Origin of the sequence: Streptococcus parasanguinis (genome assembly GCF_015556095.1) — a bacterium.
Lineage (GTDB): Bacteria > Bacillota > Bacilli > Lactobacillales > Streptococcaceae > Streptococcus > Streptococcus parasanguinis_Q.
On the sequence record NZ_JADNLT010000001.1, the window covers coordinates 613,604 to 631,087 of the forward strand.

The following is a 17,484-nucleotide window of genomic DNA, read 5'->3' on the forward strand; positions in this document are numbered from 1 at the left end:
TCTTATTCTTCAAATTGCGCCTGAACGAATGCGAGAGCGCCTTTACCATCACGAGTCAACTTGATGTATTGAGCTCCTTCAGTCTTAGCCAATTTGATGCCCAGTTTATCTGTTTCAGCCTTCATATCTTCGAAGTTGGAAGCAACCTGAGGCGCCAAGATAACAAGGTCAAATTCTGGCAACATTTCACGGTGGGCTCCATAGCCACCTGCTGCAGCTTTAACTGGAACTTTATACTCTTCTGCGGCTTTATTCAAAGCATTGGCAAGAAGACCACTTGTTCCTCCACCAGCACAAAGAACGAGGACGTTTGTTTCTTCAGTAATTGTATTTTGTGCTGAATCTACTCCAGCTTTTTCAAGAATAGCATCTGCTTTTGCAGTGTTAAAGTTTGCAGCTACCTTTTCTTTTAATTCATCATTAGTTTTACCTGAACGTTCTTCTTCAAGAATTTGTTCATCATAAACCTTGAGGAATGGATAGTAGATAACAATATCTACTACAATTAACAATGCTGCAAGAGCGAATGATAAGAACTGGAAGTTTGTACCAAGAACAATACCAAGAGGTCCTGGTGTAGTCCATGGAAGGTTGGCAGTAAATGAGTTCATGCCAAGTGTTTCAATAAAGAACTTAAAGATCCATACGTTTGCAATTGGTGCAAAGATGAATGGGATAAAGAAGATTGGGTTCAAAACAAGCGGTGCACCAAACAAGATTGGTTCGTTTACACCAAAGAATGTAGGAACTACTGAAGCGCGTCCAATAGCACGATTTCGTTTCGATTTACACAACCACATAAACATGAATGGAACCACAAGAGTTGCTCCTGTACCACCCATAGTGACGATGAACATTTGTGTACCAGATGTAAGGATCTTATCAGCGTGCATACCTTGTTGGAGAAGGTTCAAGTTGACTTCAGCATTGGCATAAGTAATCGCTGCAATCGCAGGCTCAACGATAGATGGGCCATGGATACCAATAAACCAGAAGAATGCAAAGGCACCGAAAATAATCGTAATACCAACATAACCGTCTGCTGCTGAGAATAGAGGAGCAAGAAGGGTACCGATTGATTCAGCAACCGTTACATGAAGGCTTGCTTTAACAACTAATTCAAGTGCGTACAAGAGTACAACTGATAATGTAAATGGAATCAAGTCTTTAAATACTTGTGAAATATTTGGTGGAACCTCGTCCGGCATGCGGATGGTCACATTGTTTTTCACACAGACTTTGTAAACATTAACAGTAATGAATGCAGCAATAAAGGCTGTTAACAACCCTTTAGTCCCCATGAATGCTGTTAAGAATCCGCCTTCTTTAACAGGTTCAGCAGCCATGAGCAAGAAGCCAACCATAGAAGCCAACATTGTTGAAATGAAGTTTATTTGGTTGGTTGCTGGGAGGTCACGGTTCATTGAATCTGTCAAAGCCTTAGCCGTTGTCCCACCAACGAAGAAGGCCAAGATGCCCATAGAATAGCTATATGGAGTCATCAATAAAGTTTCAATATCTTTAGACCAATGGAACCCCCAAGCGTTTGGTACATACGCAATTAGGATGAAGATAGATGAGAAGAGGATCACAGGCATCCCTGCAATGAAACCATCCCGAATCGCTCGCAAATATTTATTACGAGAAATCTTTTCAAAGAAAGGTTTCCCTTTTTCAATTAGTTCAATCAGTTTATTCATTATTTTGCTCCTCTTTTATATAGTTCAATCAGATGGTGAATCACGTCTTTTAATAAGATCGTTGTCATGAGATGGTCTTGACCATGCATCATGGTGATGCTATAGGGGATTTCTTCTCCTGCAGCTTCTTGCGCTAGCATGGTCGTTTGAGATTTGTGAGCCTCAGCGATACAGGACCCTGCTTCTTCTACTAAGGATTCTGCTTTCGCAAAATCACCATTTTCAGCAGCTTTTAATGCTTCTATTAATTTTGATCGAGCGTCACCGGCATAAGCGACAATTTCAAACCCAAGTAATTGGACTTCTTCTTTATTCATGTTGGTTCCTCCTTATGATACCTTTTGAAAATTTTTATAATAGACGTTGAATATGAAGGGCTAAATAGACTTTTTCATTAGGAGATATTTTAGCTCCGGTCTGTTCAGCGATGGTTTGGTAGATCTGATGACTAATCTCATAAGCCTTTGGATAACTTAGCTGGATCAGTTGTTCCATCTCGCTCAAGCCTTCAGGATCCTCTCTTCCCTTATCTAGGGAGTCAAGGAAATAATTGAGATGGATCATAAAGCGATCGTAGAAATGACTGTTCTCTTCTTTCCGTTTCAAGCCATTTTGAGCTAGTTTTTCTTCTACAGCTTTCAAAATAACTTGTCGGTCCTGGACATCTGGATCTTGCTCATGAATCATTTCCCCTTGTGCATTAATGAAATGATAAGCAATGCGATTTACTTCATCGTCAGGAAATTGATCCAAGAGCCGCTTTCGAAAGATCTCAATCGCTTCTTTTGCGATTTTATAGGGAATCGGATGCATAGCAGACGCATCAGGAAGGTCACTGTGTTTATATCTTCCCTGATGAACTGCCTGGTAAGAACAAAAGATGTGATCTGTTAATGTCACATAGATATATTCTTGAACAGGATAGGCATATTTCTTAGACAAGGTATCAATCACTTCATAAGTGGTTGTAATGAAATCAAGAGGAACATCCTTTAGAAGGGCCATAAAGTTTTCTCTTGACTCATCCGTATTTAAACGAAATACTTTTTCTACCTTATCATCAGCTACTAGATCATTTTTCTTTTTCCCAAAAGCAATCCCACTCCCAATAACAATCAACTCTTGTTGTAGTTCATTTTGAACCAAAGCAACATTATTGTTCATTGGATGGATAATACGATACATGAGGCTCTCCTTTGTAAAATTTGTTAAAAGCAAATAAAAATGACCACGAAGCAACTGAAAAAACTAGCATACACTAATTGTTCATCTACTTGTGGTCACGCCTAATCTAACTTAGTAACGCTCACTGCTATTTAACTTATGGACTTATTCTATCATAAGTTTTTTATTTTGTAAACCCTTACAGCGAAAATTTTTAAACATTTTTTTATAAAAAATAAACAAAGCCTAAATATAATGAAGAACATTGGAAGGAATTTCTTCCTTCCAATGTTCTAAATGTTGCTTTAGGAGGCAATAACGATTTGTTTCTTACACGCGTTCTGTCCAAGGTGTTGCCACTTTAGCCAAGACCGCATTCAATTCTTCAATATTTTGACGACCTTCTGTACGAAGCCATTCACGAGCAGCTGCTTCTCCATCTTTGATGTAAGCTTCTACTGAACCTGCCCATGTCGCACGTCCACAAAGAACACCGTTGAAGTTAGCACCTGATTCATGAGCAAATTCCAAAGTTTCTTGGAAGAGTTTTGCTGATACACCAGCACTGAGGTAGATGTATGGAAGGTTAGTTGCTTCTTCTTGTTCTTTAAAGAAGGCAGCCGCTTCTTCACGACTATAGACAACTTCACCTTCTCCAAATCCTTCCACGTAGTTGACATTGACAGGAACTTCTACTTTCAATACATCGATATTGAAACGAGGATCTGAGAAGACTTTCATAGCTTCAATGACTTTACGAGGTTTCACTTTTGCATATTCAGCAGAGGTTGCATCTGCAATTCCTTCGTCATAAGCCAAGATTTCAAGGAAGAACGGAATGTCTTCTGCCACACATTCTGAACCGATGCGTTCGATATAAGCTTGTTTTTCTTGGTTGAGTTCTTCTGCACTATCTACATCATAGTAGAGCAAGAATTTCACAGCATCTGCACCTTGTTCTTTGATGCGTTTTGCTGACCAAAGGTTCAAGCAGTCGGGCAAGCGTTTGGTGCTAGATGTATCGTAACCTGTTTTTTCGTATGCAAGCAAGAGCCCAGCATCTTTATCCAAGGCTTTCGTAGCAGGCAAACCATATTCTGGGTCCAACAACATAGATGAAGCATATTTTGTCAATTCATCTGCCACAAGAACTTTCAATTCTTCCATTTGTGCTACAGTTGGCTCAGTGTCTTGGTATTTGGCCATCAAGCGTTTCAAAGCCCCACGTTGGTCGAAGGCCAAAGCTGAAATAACACCGTCTTTTGTACTAAGACGTTCCAAATAGTTGCGTTTTTGTTCTGTTAATACCATTTTATACCTCTTTTACGATTAATTGTTGATACAAGGCATCATAGTGCCCCATGTTGACATGTCCTGTTTGTGCTTCTTGCGCATTTAACATTCCAAGAACATTTGCTTTCTTGAGCAAGTCTGCGTCACTCTCATGATGATAGAGACCAGATGCAATCCCTGCAACAGTCGAATCACCAGATCCGACTGGATTGACGACATCAATCTTAGGAATATCTACCTTATAGAAGACATCCCCGTGCTTCGCAAAAGCGCCATTTGCTCCAAGAGAGACTATCACCCATTCGATGCCATCAAAGAGAGCATCCTGAAGAACTTCTTTTAAGTCTTCCACATTCTTACTCACTTCTTTTCCTAACAACTGTGATAATTCTTCATTGTTTGGTTTAATGACCGTAGGCTTAACAGCTGCTTGAATGGCAGCTTCTAAAGAAGCTCCCGAGCAATCGAGTACGACTGGTTTCCCAGCTTCCCTTGCAACCTTGACAAGGCTAGCATAGTAGTCCGCTGGTAAACCAGCAGGAAGACTTCCAGAGATGGCTACAACCTCTACTTGTTCAACCAAGTGACGATAATGGTCGACAAAGTCTTGCCCTTCTTTCTCAGAAATGGTTGGACCTTTTTCTAAGATTTCTGTTTGCTTGCCTTCGTGAAGGATGGCGATACAATTACGTGTATCTCCAGCAATTTCAAAGAAACGTTCCTCTATTCCTTCTCCTAAATGATCGAGAATGAATTGCCCCGTTCGACCACCAAGTAGGCCAGTCGCTGCCACTGGATCCTTAATCTCAGAAAGTACACGGGTAACATTGAGACCTTTCCCACCAGCTGTCTTACTCACCTCAGCCACACGATTGACTGTATCCAACTGGAGTACATCCAAAGGATAAGAAATATCAATCGAAGGGTTCAGCGTGACCGTTAATATCATACGTCACCTCTTAGTCGTGGTATTCACCACGGTCCCATTTTTCAAGGAATTCTGTAAAGAAATCAGCATCCGCTTGATGAGCATTATGGGTTTCCACATGTTGGATCTTAGCGATCAATTTTTTATTTTCTTCAGTTGGTTTGTATTCAGCGTGGATGAATGCTTCAATGATATCGCACATGAGCAATTCACCAGTAATTTTACCACCAAACCCGATGACATTTGCGTTCAATTCTTCTTTTGCATAGAGAGCAGTTGTCATATCGCGTACCAAGGCAGAACGGATACCAGGTACTTTGTTAACAGCATTGTTAATCCCAACACCAGTACCACAGATACAAACACCAAGATCTGCTTGGCCACTTGCTACGGCTTCACCGACTTTCTTACCAAAGATTGGATAGTGGGTACGTGTATGGTCATAAGTCCCAAAGTCGAGCACTTCGTATCCTTTTGATTTCAAAAAATCAGAAACAGCCATTTTTTCATTTGTCACAATGTGATCACAACCAATTGCAATTCTCATTTGAATTCTCCTCTCATTAGCACATCTTATTCAACATATCAACACGGATTTGGTGACGGCCACCGTCGTATTTACCATTGACGAAACCTTTGGCAATGTTTTTCGCCAATTCATCCCCAACAATTTCAGCTCCCATGGTAATCATTCGAGAATTGTTGTGTCCACGTGTCATATAAGCAGAACGTTCATCTGAAACTTCTGCTGCCACCATTCCTTTGATTTTAGTCGCAACCATAAATGGACCAGCTCCATAAGCATCAATCACGATTCCAAGATTTTGATCGTTTTTGTTCACTTCGCTCGCAACTGCAAGTGTCACATCTACAAAATCTTGACCTTCAGCGGTTACATCTACAACATCAAAGTTTTCTTTTACAAGAAACTCTTTCACGAGATCTTTTAATCTTAATCCTGCAGCATCTGCACCAATTACAATAGACATTTCCTGTCCTCCTTTTGTTTGTTTCAGCAAATATTCCTGTTGTTAATTTTTCACAAAGAAACATTTTCTTACTTTTGATATTATATTACACCTATTTCGAACGAAAGTCAACATTAAATTGTTTATTTTCGAACATTTTTTAAAAATAAAAACACCATATCTAGAAAAGATATGGTGTCAGTTTTCAAACTACATGGAACGATTATTTTGCATTTGCAGCATATTCTTCGTTACGTTTGATCATTTGTTTTCTGTACCAAGCGAAGATTCCGATATAGAATGCCAAGAAGACAACTACACCAAGGATCGCTTTGATATCACCAGTTGTTGCGTTACCGATTGTCCAACCGAGCAATTTTTCAACTGGTCCTTCAAGAGTTGAGTGAGTGATCAATTGAGTAGAAGCTACCCCTTTAGGGAAGGCATCAACACTCTTAGCCAATTGAGTTGCAAATGGTGCAATCAATGTACCTGAAAGAAGGAAGAGTGGCAAGAGAAGGCTTCCGAAGATGATCATACGGATCAATTTACCGCGTGTTACAACCAACAAGGCTGGAGTTACACCCATAGCGATGATCCCTGCAAGTGGCAAGATACCATTTCCGACTTTAGAAAGAAGCACTGCTTCGATCAACATGATTGGTGCAAGTACGTTGGCACAAGCCCAGATTTCAGCACGACCAGCGATAAATGGCCAGTCCAAACCGATGTTGAATTTACGTCCTTGAAGACGTTTAGTAGCAACGTTTGTAATACCTTGTGACAATGGTTCTACTGCTGCGATGAACCAAGAACCGATCAATGAGAACAATTCCAAGCAGACACCGGCAGTCAAACCAAGGCTCAACCAACCTTTAATAACCAATTCCCATTTGTCAGCATCTTGCACACCAGCAACTGGATGTGGAGTACCCATGATACCGATGACGATACCAAGAAGGAAACCGATAAAGAATTTAGATCCCCAGAAACCGATCTTCTTGTTCAATTTAGCAGCGTCGAAGTCGTATTTATCAAGACCTGGGAAGAATTTGTCAAAGATTTTATCCAAGACCATGATGATTGGGTTCATCATGTAGTTCATGTGAGTAGATGTCATAGGTGATGAACTTGGTGCATTCAACAAATCATCAAATGTTGGTTTCATCAAGTCTGAGTTAATGATTTTCATAACCCCTACAAGGACAACGGCAAGAGTTGCAACGAAAAGTGAAACTCCTTGGCTGACACCGTTGTTGTCAGCATACCATTTGATCAAAAGACCAGTGATAGACAAGTGCCAGATATCGAAGATATCGACGTCAAGTGTATCAGTTTTCTTGATAGCAAGCATGATAACGTTGACGATCAACATAATCAACAAGAAGTAAAGTGTCCAGGCAGACCCCCAAGTAATGGTCGCAAGAGGCGCCCAACCAACGTCTGTGATATTCAATTGAATACCAGTATTCTCAACGAATTTTGCAAGAGATGCTGAGAAAGCTCCATTCAACATACCGATGATAGCACCGATACCAGTAAGGGCGATGGCAAGTTTAATACCACCTTCAAGGGCTTTAGAGAATTTCACTCCAAACAAGAGGGCCAAAACCGTCAAGACGATCAACATGATGATCGGAGCACCCATGTCTAGGATGGGTTTGAAAAATTTATTGGCAAAATCAATAATGCCATTCATAATAAATCCTCCCGATTTATGAATTTTTTTTGTAATTTACAGCAGAAAGTGTTCCCAATTTTATAATTGGATAACGCTTACAATCACGTTTAAAAAAATATTAACTTAATCCATGTTCTTTAATGGCAGCTTCGATGTTATCAAAGACTGGCGCACTCATCGCTGGAATACGGAACAAGATTGGTCCTGCTTCTACCACTGGAATACCAGGATCGAATCCCAAATCAGTTGCAGCAATTGGAGTAAAGATGTCATAACCTGAAATCAAGTCTTCATTGACGTCTTTGACCATGACAGCGTCACAACGCACATCATAACCACGGTTTGACAACTCTTCTTCCAACGCATTCTTAATTTGGTGGCTAGAGTTAACGCCTGCACCACAGGCAGCTAAAATTTTAATCATTTGGATGTCCTCCATTATAAATATTTACGAATGTTTTAGGAAATAGTTTCCGTAATGTATTGATAAAGCTTATCTTCACTATCTAATTTTGATAGAGCTTCGAGATTTCCATTGGATGTAAAGAAATCCATCAGTTGGGCCAAAATATTGGTTTGGCTTGAGCTCGTATTATTGATAATAAAGAATAAGAGTGAAACTTGAACTTCCTTATCTGGAGCAATCATATTATGGAAAGTTACGGGTTGATCCAAACGAACCACAACCACATTCTCAGTGAGATTATGGACAATGTCTGTGTGCGGGATCGCCACATTTGGTAAGTCCTTACCAAGAAATTCCATGTCTAATCCAGTCGGGAAAGACTTTTCACGCTCAATCAAAGCGGAACGATAGGTTGGTGTCACAATCTGTCGCTCTTCCAATAAGCTTGCTACCTGCTCAAAGAGATCTGTTTGATCCTTGGCATGTAGGCAAAATACAAGATCTTTGTTAAAGAGTTGATTTAATCCCATTGTTGCCACCTCCTTATCTAACTATTTATTTTATGGTTAGAGTATATCACTATATTGATTGAATGTCAATCATTTTTTGTCGCATTTTGTTTATTTTTGTTTATATTCCTCTTTAAAGCGCTTCCTAACCGTCATTTTCTAACATTATTAAAAAAGTAAAAAGTGAGAGTGGGACAGAAATCGGTAATTCGTTAGAATTCGATTTCGTCGTCCCACCTCCGCACAGTTGAGTAGGGCTGTAAAAGCTGATGAAATCAGCGTAGTAGAGCCCACTCAACCACTGCGTCTTGCTCGACAATCCAAATACAATTGAGAGGCTAGGACTTTTGTCCCAGCCTCTTGATCTTAAATGATTTTCGTATACAAGGCGTATTTGTCTTTGATTTTCTTTGGAATACTATCATCGGTAATAATGGCATTTAGATCTTCCACGCGATAGAAACTGTAGAAAGAATAGCTATCAAACTTGCTGTTATCAGCTACCACATATTTCTCTATCGCATTGTTCAGAATAATGGCATTGCCATTTCCTTCTTCTTCATTAGCTGTAGAGACACTATGGCCATCGATTCCATTCACCCCGATAAAGGCTTTAGAAACCTTGATTTCTTTCAAGAGTTTATTGGCAAATTGACCGACAAAAGTTTGTGTCTTCACCCGGTAGCGACCACCAACTAAGATCAAGTCATAATTTGGGAAATCCTTGAGTTTCTCAAAAATAGGCAGGGAATTAGTGACAATACTGATTTCCTTTCCTTCTAAATAGTCGCCGATAAAATCTGTTGTCGTACCAGACCCAATAAAGACGGTATCCCCATTTTCGATCAACTCTGCACATTTTTTTGCAATGGTTCGTTTCTCATCAATATTGATGAGATTTTTCTCACTGTGAGAAGCCTCTAACAAGCTATCTTTTACCTTTTTGTGGGCTCCACCATGTACACGAACTAAAAGACCTTGTTTTTCAAGATCGATCAGATCGCGACGAATGGTCATGTCTGTCACCCCAAAGAGTTCCTTGAGTTCTTTGACTGATACCACACTTTTTCGATCCAGTTCCTGAAGAATTTCAACATGTCTGCTATCTTTCATGGTACTACTTCCATTCCTACTATATTTGTCTCTATTATACTACATTTTTCAAAAAACACAAATTCAAACATTATATTAACAGGAGTAAACATGATATTTTTAAATAAATAAAAGAAAAAAGCCTTCTGATAAATCAGAAAGCTTTAATTTTGCTATTTCTAGCTTCCTCACCTTCGGATCAAGGCTCGTGACAAAAAGGTTTAGAAAACCTTTTTATTTTGCGATTGGGTAAACAGAAACTTGTTTTTTATCGCGACCTTTACGTTCGAAGCGTACTACGCCTTCAACTTTTGCGAACAAAGTATCGTCTCCACCACGTCCAACGTTCACACCTGGGTAGATGTGTGTTCCGCGTTGACGGTAAAGGATAGATCCACCTGTTACAGTTTGTCCATCAGCTGCTTTAGCTCCAAGACGTTTTGCTTGTGAATCACGTCCGTTTGATGTAGAACCTCCACCTTTTTTGTGGGCGAAAAGTTGCAAGTTAGCAAGATTCAATTTCAACATAATTGTTTTCCTCCATGTTAGTTTTCTGTGATAACTCTTGTTTGGACGAACTCTGAAGAGTTCTCCGATAAGTTTGCCATCCCTAAGAAAAATGATTCAAAGAATAGTTGGGTCATTTCTCTTTGATGTGGTGGAATATCTGTCGGGATTGTGACCCGAAGGAAGCCACCTTCTTCTTCGTTTAATTCTAGATCCGGTTCGTAGCCTGCAAATTTCTCAACAGAGTTGACAAAGTTAATGGCTAGAGTCGAAACCGATGCACACACGACATCAAAGCCATATTCACCGCTTCCAGCGTGCCCAGTGATTTCTGCACTCCTCAGCTCGCCATCTTCGGCTCGTTCAAAGACTGCTTGTATCATGTGTTCTCCTAAAAATTAAGCGTTGATTGCGTTGATGACAACTTTAGTGTAAGGTTGACGGTGACCTTGTTTACGGTGGCTACCTTTTTTAGGTTTGTACTTGTAAGTAACAACTTTCTTTTGTTTTCCTTGTTTTTCAACAGTTCCAACAACAGTAGCTCCTGAAACAAGTGGAGTTCCGACAACAGTGTTTTCACCACCAACAAGAACAACTTCGTTAAATGTAACTTCTTGGCCAGCTTCAACGTTCAATTTTTCAACGTAGACTGCTTGACCAACTTCAACTTTAACTTGTTTTCCGCCAGTTTTAATGATTGCGTATGTGCTCATTATGCACCTCCTATGTATTTTTGGGTTTCCCCGTATTTTTGTGAAGACTCGCCTAGCATCGTGGGACGAACCACTTACTCTCATGGAAATGAGCGACGATGTTCGAGCGGTTGCACAGGCATGTGCATAGTCAACTCTCTAAGTATATCACTTCTATCAGACAAAGACAAGTATTTTTGCGCTTTGAAAGCGAATTTTCTTTGAAAAATCTATTTTTTGTATCTTGTAGTTTAAGATCGCATTCAAAACCTGCCTTCATCTACTTATCCTTAAATTTAAAGTCATTGAAGCTCATTTTGGCTTTAGACGAATCGTTCATCCCCTTCATTTTTTTTTCTTGTTCCTTAGTAATTTTTATCGGAATCGCTGCAGCAGTATTGGGTTTTAACACACCCGATTCGCTCACTTCATAGTCAACTGTGACATCTTTAAAAAGTGGCTCTCCATCATATTCCAAATTCAGGACAAAGGATCCATCACGATCGATGGTTGTGGTGGTACGATTCACAATAAAGAACAAGGCGAAGCGGTTTTCCTCATTTCCAAAGGTATATCCTGGGAAAAAGACAAATAATTTTCCAGCTTCTCCAAGCGTTGGATGTTCCTTGATAAATTTTTCGGACGCTTCCAAGACTTCGTTGTCCTGGTCTTTATACTGCTCGGCCCTGACAAATGTGAGGGGTTCTTTTTTTCTACTGCTTGATTGGCTAGTCTTCTCTTCTTTTTTCGGGCCAGTAAACGATACTTTGACACAGCCTGTCAACAGAAGCAAACTTGTCATTAATACGATAATTTTTTTCATTTTGTCTCCTTTAGATTTGTGTAGAAAAAGAGGCTGGATACTCCCAGTCTCTCCTATAGCAAATCCTCAATCAGGTCATCGACCTCATCTTTTTCTGCTTTTGGTGTGATTTCCGTTACGACGATGCCTGACACAGCACGCTCGACCAAAGCTTCCACATCCATACGTTGCTCATACTGCTCCGCATTTTTGAGTTTCGGATTAGTCTTTGGACGATCTGGTGCAAAGATGGTACAACAGTCTTCAAACGGTTGGATGGAGATTTCAAAGGTATCAATCTCTTGGGCAATATCGATGATTTCCAACTTGTCCATGGTTACCACTGGACGGATAACTGGTGTATTGGTTACCGCATTGATGGCCTGCATACTCTCTAAGGTTTGACTAGCCACTTGTCCTAAGCTTTCACCATTGATAATCACCAAACCACCGCGAACCTCGCGAATGCGGTCTGTAATGCGCATCATAAAGCGGCGGGTCAGGGTCATGAGGTAAGCTTCTGGCGCTTTTGCCTTGATTTCCTCTTGGATCTCTGTGAAGGGCACCTCGATAAATTGGATATTGCCCCCAAACTTGGTCAACTTCCGTGTTAAGTCATGGGCTTTTTTCAAGGCACCTGGGCTGGTATAAGGTGGGCTCGCAAAGTGGACCGCTTCGATATCCACCCCACGCTTTAAGGCCAGGTAACCAGCTACTGGAGAGTCAATCCCACCAGAAAGCATGAGCATGCCTTTGCCAGAAGTCCCAACAGGAAGGCCACCGGCTCCCTTAATGGTTTCATAAGAGATGTAGGCTGCTTCTTCTCGGATTTCGACTTGCAGATTGATATCTGGCTTTTTCATCTGTGCCTGGATCGTTGGGATCGCTTCAAAGACCGCACCTCCCAAGGTTTGGTTGAGCTCGCGACTATCGAGTTCAAAGGTATGGTCACTGCGTTTACTTGAGATTTTAAAGGTCAAGCCGTCCTTGTAAATCTCCTTCATGATCTCTTGCACAGCCGCTTTTAAAGCCGGAACAGATTTTTCAATCTTGTAAACAGGTGAAAAATTTTGGATCCCAAAAACTTGCTTGAGGGATTCTGCTACTGGCTCATAATCCGTCCCATGCAGATAAGCATGCGCCCGATCGCGGTCGGCTGTCACTTTGACAGCTGGATAGATAGATAAAACATCTTGGATATTATTGCGAAGTTTATTGATAAAACGCATACGGTTCTTTCCTTTAGTAGAAAGCTCTCCATAGCGAATCATAATTTCTGAATAGGTTAAGGTCATGTTGATTTCCTTCTAAAATTAACGTACTTTTCGTGTTTGCTCGTAAATCAGTTTGAACTTGGTCAAGAATTGCTCGACTTGGCTCATGTCATTTTCAATATCGAGACTGAGGCGAACTGCTGTCTGTGCGATACTCTTGTCCACTCCCATGGCAATCAAGGTTCCAGCTGGCTTACCTGCTTTGGACGAACAGGCACTAGTGGTCGAGATGTAAATATCAAACTCTTCAAAGGCATGGACCACTACTTCTCCACGAACTCCCTTGATCCCGAAAGTCAAGATGTGAGGCGCAAAGTGATCCTCACCAGAAAAGATAGTGACATCTGGATAGTTGGACAATTCTTTGCGGATGACTTCTTTCATCTGCTGGGTCTTGCTGGCAAAAGCTTCTTGGTTTTCCATGGCTAAGCGTAGGGCTTTTGCTGTTGCTGCAATGCCTGCCACATTCTCAGTTGTCGAGCGCATTTCTTTTTCTTGACCACCTCCGGTTAAGAGAGGGGTGATCTTTTTGCCTTCTTTGATGTAGACAAAGCCAACTCCGCGAAGTCCATGGAATTTGTGACTAGAGAAGGTCGCAAAGTCCACGCGCTCTGGTAGATAAACTTCTGTTGCTACCTTTGCCAAAGCTTGAACCGCATCGACATGAAAACTAATAGTTGGACGATCTTCTAGGAGAGCCGCGATGTCATGGATGGGCTGGATGGAGCCAATCTCATTGTTGACGGCCATGACAGAAACCAAAGTCGTATCTGGACGGAGAAGACTAGCCAAGGCATCCACCTTGACAAAGCCACGCGCATCCACTGGAGCGTAATCCACTTCGAATCCCTGCGTCTTTAACCAAGCAGCCGATTCCTTGATAGCGGGATGCTCGATGTCAGAGACAATGATATGCTTGCCATAAGGAGCTTTCTCAAAGGCGACACCCTTTAGGATCCAGTTGTCCCCTTCTGTTCCACCAGACGTGAAGTAAATTTCCTCAGCTTTCTTGCCAATTAGCTCCGCAATTTGTTTCCGAGAAGCTTCCAAAATACGAGTAGCTTGACTACCTAGATTGTGCAAACTAGAAGGGTTGCCCCAGATCCGAGTCGCTACCTCTGTATAAGTCGCAAGGGCTTCTGGATAAGGTTTGGTCGTTGCTGAATTGTCAAAATAAATCATGTCCTACGCATCCATCACTTTCTTTTTACGTAACTTATATTTTATCATTTCTGACCGCTTGGGACAAGGATTTGATAAAGAGAGACACGGCAAAATCACTCTATAAAATTCAGTTCTTTTTAGACATTTTTCAGAAAATGACTTATAATAGGAAAGTGTTAAAAAACAATTTTTGATAGAAAGAGAATGAACATGTCACAATATTCAAGAAGTAACAAAAACCAAAAACCTGAGGAAAAAGTAGACTCAAGACCATCTCGCGGTGAGAAAGTCAAACAAGGTTTGTCCGTATTTCAAACGGTTGTAGCCACGATTGCCAGTCTCCTAGGGATTATCGTCACTTCCTTTACCATCATGAGCCTGCTCAATAAAGATAATCAAAAAACAGAAGACAAACCATCTAGTAGCACCAGCGTCGTCGTGGTTCATGATAAGGGATCTGACTCAAGCGCTACCAATACAGATACTAACACCAATACGCAAACCGATTCAAGCAATACAGAAACAAGTTCACAAAAAGAAACCGATAGCTCATCTGCTACTGAATCTAGCTCGTCTGCCGCACAAGACCAAGGTTCCACCGCAACAGACAGTGGCGCAGATACAGCATCATCTAGAACCAACTAAAAAATCAGTAAGGACAACCTTACTGATTTTTTTTTGGCTTTAGATGCCAGCTTTTTCTGATTTATATAGAAAGCATCTATCTCATTGTCGTACTCCCACTTGAGCTTTGAACGCTCTTCCTAGATTTGATCCAATTACTCAAGTAATCTCCCCCCTATATCAATGTCGGATCCTATATACATCTCATCTAGATTCAATGTATTGTCCTCATTAATTGGGATATCTACTCCCCAACCCGATTCTTCAATATGATTTATACGTCCATAAACATTCATATAATATTCGGGAGTTGTAAGCCCACCATCACTCCATTGTGTCTGATCCCAATCAATCTGAACGGATTCAACTTTTGAATTTTGTGCTTTGACTAAATCAATAACCTTCTGTTCGTGTTCTTTTAGGTAGTCCAGTTGTTCTTTTTTTATGTCTCCTTCTGGTTTTTGTACGACTTTCTTTGAAGATGGGGTCGTTATCTTCTGTTCAGGTCTTTTGGTCAGGGTCATGATTTTTCCTCCAAGAAAAACCAGTCCTAGGATCGGTAACAAAATGATCAAAAATAGTTCCATTTGTCTCTTCATAAATCCTCCTTACAGACTTTGAATCTTCCAGTTCTTACTCAATATAATCACCCTTAATACTAATATTATAGCCCATACTGAAAGTCATCTTTTGATCAGAATCAAATACAACATCCACCCTCCATCCTGAATCTTCTAGCTGATTGACTGTACCAAAAATTTCTATGACCTCATCTCCACCTTGTGGTGTCCCATTTCCACCCTCAATCCATTGCGTTTCGTCCCAATAAATTTGAACAGATTCAATCTTTGAACTCTTCGATTTCACAAAATTGACTATTTCTTGCTCGTGCTCTTTGAGATAAGCGAGCCGTTTTTGTTTGATCACTTCTATATCTTCTTTGGAGGAGGAAGTGGTGACAGTTTGTGCTTGTTTCTTATGCGCTTTTTGCTTTACAGTACAACCTCCAATACTTGTGAAAATAAGCATTAAAGCTAATAACTTAAGTGTACATTTCATTTTATTTTTCATTTTCCTCCTAACACTAATACTTCTATTTACTTAGGAAAAAATTTTCCAGCCACCATTTTCCTCGATATAGATATCATTAAGCATGCCCATTTTTTTGATAGTTGGTATGCTATTTTGATCTTCTAAGTAAAAATCAACGGAGAATTTTGTGTTTTTTAATTGATTAATTTTACCAGAAATAGATAAATTGTATCCACCACCCTGAGGCGTTCCATTCCCAGACTCTTCAATTACCATACTATTCCAATCAATCTGGACGGATTCGATTTTCGGACTTTGAGCTTTCACAAAATCAACAATTTCTTTTTCATGTTCTTTCAAATAGGCTAGCTGCTTTTGTTTAATGGCTTCTTTATCTTCTTTTGTGGTTGAAGAGGTGACAGTCTGCGCTTGTCTGCTCTTTTCACGTTCTTTCTTCACACATCCTACTAGACATCCAAGTGTTGAAATGAAAGCAAGTGCGATTATCAAATTGTTTATTTGTTTTCTCATAATTTTATTTCGTTTAAAAGTGATTCCTCTATTGCATCTCTCATTGTCTAACGGACGGATCATTTCTTTTCTACCCGATACAAATTGTCTGAACCAATTGAATCTATTTTAGGCATTTTATTTTCGTCTAACGTAAAATTCAGGCTAAAATTTGTTAGATCACTTCCATTGGCATAACCATAAACTAATAGTATTTCGTCACCTCCCTGAGGCGTTCCATTACCTCCTACAACTGTTTTAATACTGTCCCAGTCATAAGACACCTGCGTAATGTTAGCATTATGAGCTTTAACATAGGCTGTCATCTCTTGCTCGTGTTCTTTCAGATATGTGAGCTGTTTTTGTTTAATGGTTTTTTTGTCTTCCTTGGTTGTCGAAGGGGTTGCAATGGGTGCTTGTTTTGTTTGCTCTTTTGATTTTATGGTACATCCTCCTATACTTGCAAGGAGAGCTAATGTAGTGATTAATTTAAATATCGTTCGTTTTTCCATGGGGTAACTTTCTCTAACACAGTTCATTTTCAAAACGTATTGTACTTGATTAGGAAATTGGCTTTCCGCCAATCGTAGGTTCATGGAGCATAAACATTTCTCGCATGTTAATTGACTGATCATCATTAATTGGAATATCCACTCCCCATCCTGAGTTCTCGATATTATTAATTCGCCCAAAAACATTCATATAATATTCGGGAGTTGTAAGTCCACCATCACTCTTCTGAGTTTCATCCCAATTAATCTGAACTGACTCAATTTTTGGATTTTGAGACTTTACAAAATCGACGATTTCTTGCTCATGCTCTTTGAGATATGCTTCTTGTTCTTTTTTTATTTCTTCTTCTGATTTTTGTACGACTTTCTTTGAAGAAGTGGTTGTTATCTTCTGTTCTGGTCTTTTGGTCAGATTCATGATTTTTCCTCCAAGAAAAACCAGTCCTAGTATCGGTAACAAAATGATCAAAAATAGTTCCAGTCGTCTCTTCATCTCTTCTTCTCCAATCCTTCCTTTCATGACTGAATGGGACAGTCACTTTCCTTACTATTATAGCATCTTTCATTTGAATCTCAATCTAACTCACTAGTTAGAGACTATATGCAGCAATCATAAAAGAACTTTC

At 40.1% G+C, this 17,484-nt stretch carries 23 protein-coding genes and 1 other annotated feature; of the genes, 1 reads left to right on the forward strand and 22 read right to left on the reverse strand.

The genetic code is table 11. The features are described from left to right. Window positions 1–2: 2 nt before the first annotated feature. From I2E70_RS03075 to I2E70_RS03155, 17 genes are all read right to left on the reverse strand, one after another. Entirely contained in the window at window positions 3–1,700 is a 1,698-nt protein-coding gene (locus tag I2E70_RS03075; protein ID WP_195423366.1) for a lactose-specific PTS transporter subunit EIIC, read from the reverse strand. Further along, window positions 1,700–2,017 (reverse strand): PTS lactose/cellobiose transporter subunit IIA, encoded by a 318-nt coding sequence (locus I2E70_RS03080; protein ID WP_049498249.1) that lies wholly within the window; start codon window positions 2,015–2,017, stop codon window positions 1,700–1,702. Before I2E70_RS03080 ends, I2E70_RS03075 begins: the two co-directional genes overlap by 1 nt. 34 nt (window positions 2,018–2,051) lie before the next feature. Further along, window positions 2,052–2,885 (reverse strand): PRD domain-containing protein, encoded by an 834-nt coding sequence (locus I2E70_RS03085; protein ID WP_195423368.1) that lies wholly within the window; start codon window positions 2,883–2,885, stop codon window positions 2,052–2,054. A 309-nt stretch (window positions 2,886–3,194) separates the two neighbouring features. Next, on the reverse strand, window positions 3,195–4,175 hold the full coding sequence (lacD, locus tag I2E70_RS03090) for a tagatose-bisphosphate aldolase (RefSeq protein WP_070587281.1): 981 nt from the start codon (window positions 4,173–4,175) through the stop codon (window positions 3,195–3,197). A gap of 1 nt (window position 4,176) precedes the next feature. Next, a complete protein-coding gene (locus I2E70_RS03095; protein WP_195423369.1) occupies window positions 4,177–5,106 on the reverse strand; it encodes a tagatose-6-phosphate kinase in 930 nt (309 codons plus the stop codon). A 10-nt stretch (window positions 5,107–5,116) separates the two neighbouring features. Beyond that, window positions 5,117–5,632 (reverse strand): galactose-6-phosphate isomerase subunit LacB, encoded by a 516-nt coding sequence (lacB, locus tag I2E70_RS03100; protein WP_003002763.1) that lies wholly within the window; start codon window positions 5,630–5,632, stop codon window positions 5,117–5,119. A gap of 16 nt (window positions 5,633–5,648) precedes the next feature. Further along, window positions 5,649–6,074 (reverse strand): galactose-6-phosphate isomerase subunit LacA, encoded by a 426-nt coding sequence (gene lacA / locus I2E70_RS03105; protein ID WP_003007724.1) that lies wholly within the window; start codon window positions 6,072–6,074, stop codon window positions 5,649–5,651. Window positions 6,075–6,276: 202 nt separating this feature from the next. Then, window positions 6,277–7,752 carry a PTS galactitol transporter subunit IIC gene (locus I2E70_RS03110; RefSeq protein WP_195423371.1) on the reverse strand — a complete coding sequence of 492 codons (1,476 nt, stop codon included), beginning with the start codon at window positions 7,750–7,752 and terminating at the stop codon, window positions 6,277–6,279. Between the two features lie 100 nt (window positions 7,753–7,852). After that, on the reverse strand, window positions 7,853–8,158 hold the full coding sequence (locus tag I2E70_RS03115) for a PTS sugar transporter subunit IIB (RefSeq protein WP_003002828.1): 306 nt from the start codon (window positions 8,156–8,158) through the stop codon (window positions 7,853–7,855). Window positions 8,159–8,193: 35 nt separating this feature from the next. Then, on the reverse strand, window positions 8,194–8,670 hold the full coding sequence (locus I2E70_RS03120) for a PTS sugar transporter subunit IIA (protein WP_023918370.1): 477 nt from the start codon (window positions 8,668–8,670) through the stop codon (window positions 8,194–8,196). Window positions 8,671–9,015: 345 nt separating this feature from the next. After that, window positions 9,016–9,762 carry a DeoR/GlpR family DNA-binding transcription regulator gene (locus tag I2E70_RS03125; RefSeq protein WP_195423373.1) on the reverse strand — a complete coding sequence of 249 codons (747 nt, stop codon included), beginning with the start codon at window positions 9,760–9,762 and terminating at the stop codon, window positions 9,016–9,018. Window positions 9,763–9,975: 213 nt separating this feature from the next. Next, on the reverse strand, window positions 9,976–10,269 hold the full coding sequence (gene rpmA, locus I2E70_RS03130; RefSeq protein WP_003002805.1) for a 50S ribosomal protein L27: 294 nt from the start codon (window positions 10,267–10,269) through the stop codon (window positions 9,976–9,978). Between the two features lie 17 nt (window positions 10,270–10,286). Further along, on the reverse strand, window positions 10,287–10,631 hold the full coding sequence (locus I2E70_RS03135; RefSeq protein ID WP_003002581.1) for a ribosomal-processing cysteine protease Prp: 345 nt from the start codon (window positions 10,629–10,631) through the stop codon (window positions 10,287–10,289). A 15-nt stretch (window positions 10,632–10,646) separates the two neighbouring features. Further along, entirely contained in the window at window positions 10,647–10,961 is a 315-nt protein-coding gene (gene rplU / locus I2E70_RS03140; protein WP_003007734.1) for a 50S ribosomal protein L21, read from the reverse strand. A gap of 34 nt (window positions 10,962–10,995) precedes the next feature. Beyond that, window positions 10,996–11,083 (reverse strand) — a sequence feature (ribosomal protein L21 leader region). A gap of 137 nt (window positions 11,084–11,220) precedes the next feature. Further along, window positions 11,221–11,763 (reverse strand): membrane lipoprotein lipid attachment site-containing protein, encoded by a 543-nt coding sequence (locus I2E70_RS03145; RefSeq protein WP_195423376.1) that lies wholly within the window; start codon window positions 11,761–11,763, stop codon window positions 11,221–11,223. A gap of 53 nt (window positions 11,764–11,816) precedes the next feature. Next, window positions 11,817–13,037 (reverse strand): tRNA uracil 4-sulfurtransferase ThiI, encoded by a 1,221-nt coding sequence (thiI, locus tag I2E70_RS03150; protein ID WP_195423378.1) that lies wholly within the window; start codon window positions 13,035–13,037, stop codon window positions 11,817–11,819. A gap of 18 nt (window positions 13,038–13,055) precedes the next feature. Next, window positions 13,056–14,198, reverse strand: a complete 1,143-nt coding sequence (locus tag I2E70_RS03155) for a cysteine desulfurase family protein (RefSeq protein WP_070594948.1) — start codon at window positions 14,196–14,198, stop codon at window positions 13,056–13,058. 192 nt (window positions 14,199–14,390) lie between these two features. Between I2E70_RS03155 and I2E70_RS03160 the strand changes: the two genes are divergently transcribed. Next, window positions 14,391–14,825 carry a DUF6556 family protein gene (locus I2E70_RS03160; protein ID WP_049492012.1) on the forward strand — a complete coding sequence of 145 codons (435 nt, stop codon included), beginning with the start codon at window positions 14,391–14,393 and terminating at the stop codon, window positions 14,823–14,825. Window positions 14,826–14,959: 134 nt separating this feature from the next. Here the strand turns inward: I2E70_RS03160 and I2E70_RS03165 are convergent, their stop codons facing one another. Genes I2E70_RS03165 through I2E70_RS03185 form a run of 5 tightly spaced genes read right to left on the reverse strand, consistent with a single transcriptional unit; the run spans window position 14,960 to window position 17,351 of the window. Beyond that, window positions 14,960–15,403, reverse strand: coding sequence for a hypothetical protein (locus tag I2E70_RS03165; protein ID WP_049492014.1), 444 nt, complete (start codon window positions 15,401–15,403; stop codon window positions 14,960–14,962). 34 nt (window positions 15,404–15,437) lie between these two features. Continuing rightward, a complete protein-coding gene (locus I2E70_RS03170; protein WP_049498237.1) occupies window positions 15,438–15,875 on the reverse strand; it encodes a hypothetical protein in 438 nt (145 codons plus the stop codon). A 30-nt stretch (window positions 15,876–15,905) separates the two neighbouring features. After that, window positions 15,906–16,367, reverse strand: coding sequence for a hypothetical protein (locus I2E70_RS03175; RefSeq protein WP_416385328.1), 462 nt, complete (start codon window positions 16,365–16,367; stop codon window positions 15,906–15,908). A 59-nt stretch (window positions 16,368–16,426) separates the two neighbouring features. Further along, window positions 16,427–16,858, reverse strand: a complete 432-nt coding sequence (locus I2E70_RS03180) for a hypothetical protein (RefSeq protein ID WP_049492021.1) — start codon at window positions 16,856–16,858, stop codon at window positions 16,427–16,429. Between the two features lie 49 nt (window positions 16,859–16,907). Beyond that, complete coding sequence (locus tag I2E70_RS03185; protein ID WP_193389742.1) at window positions 16,908–17,351, reverse strand: hypothetical protein; 444 nt, start codon at window positions 17,349–17,351, stop codon at window positions 16,908–16,910. Between the last annotated feature and the right edge of the window lie 133 nt (window positions 17,352–17,484).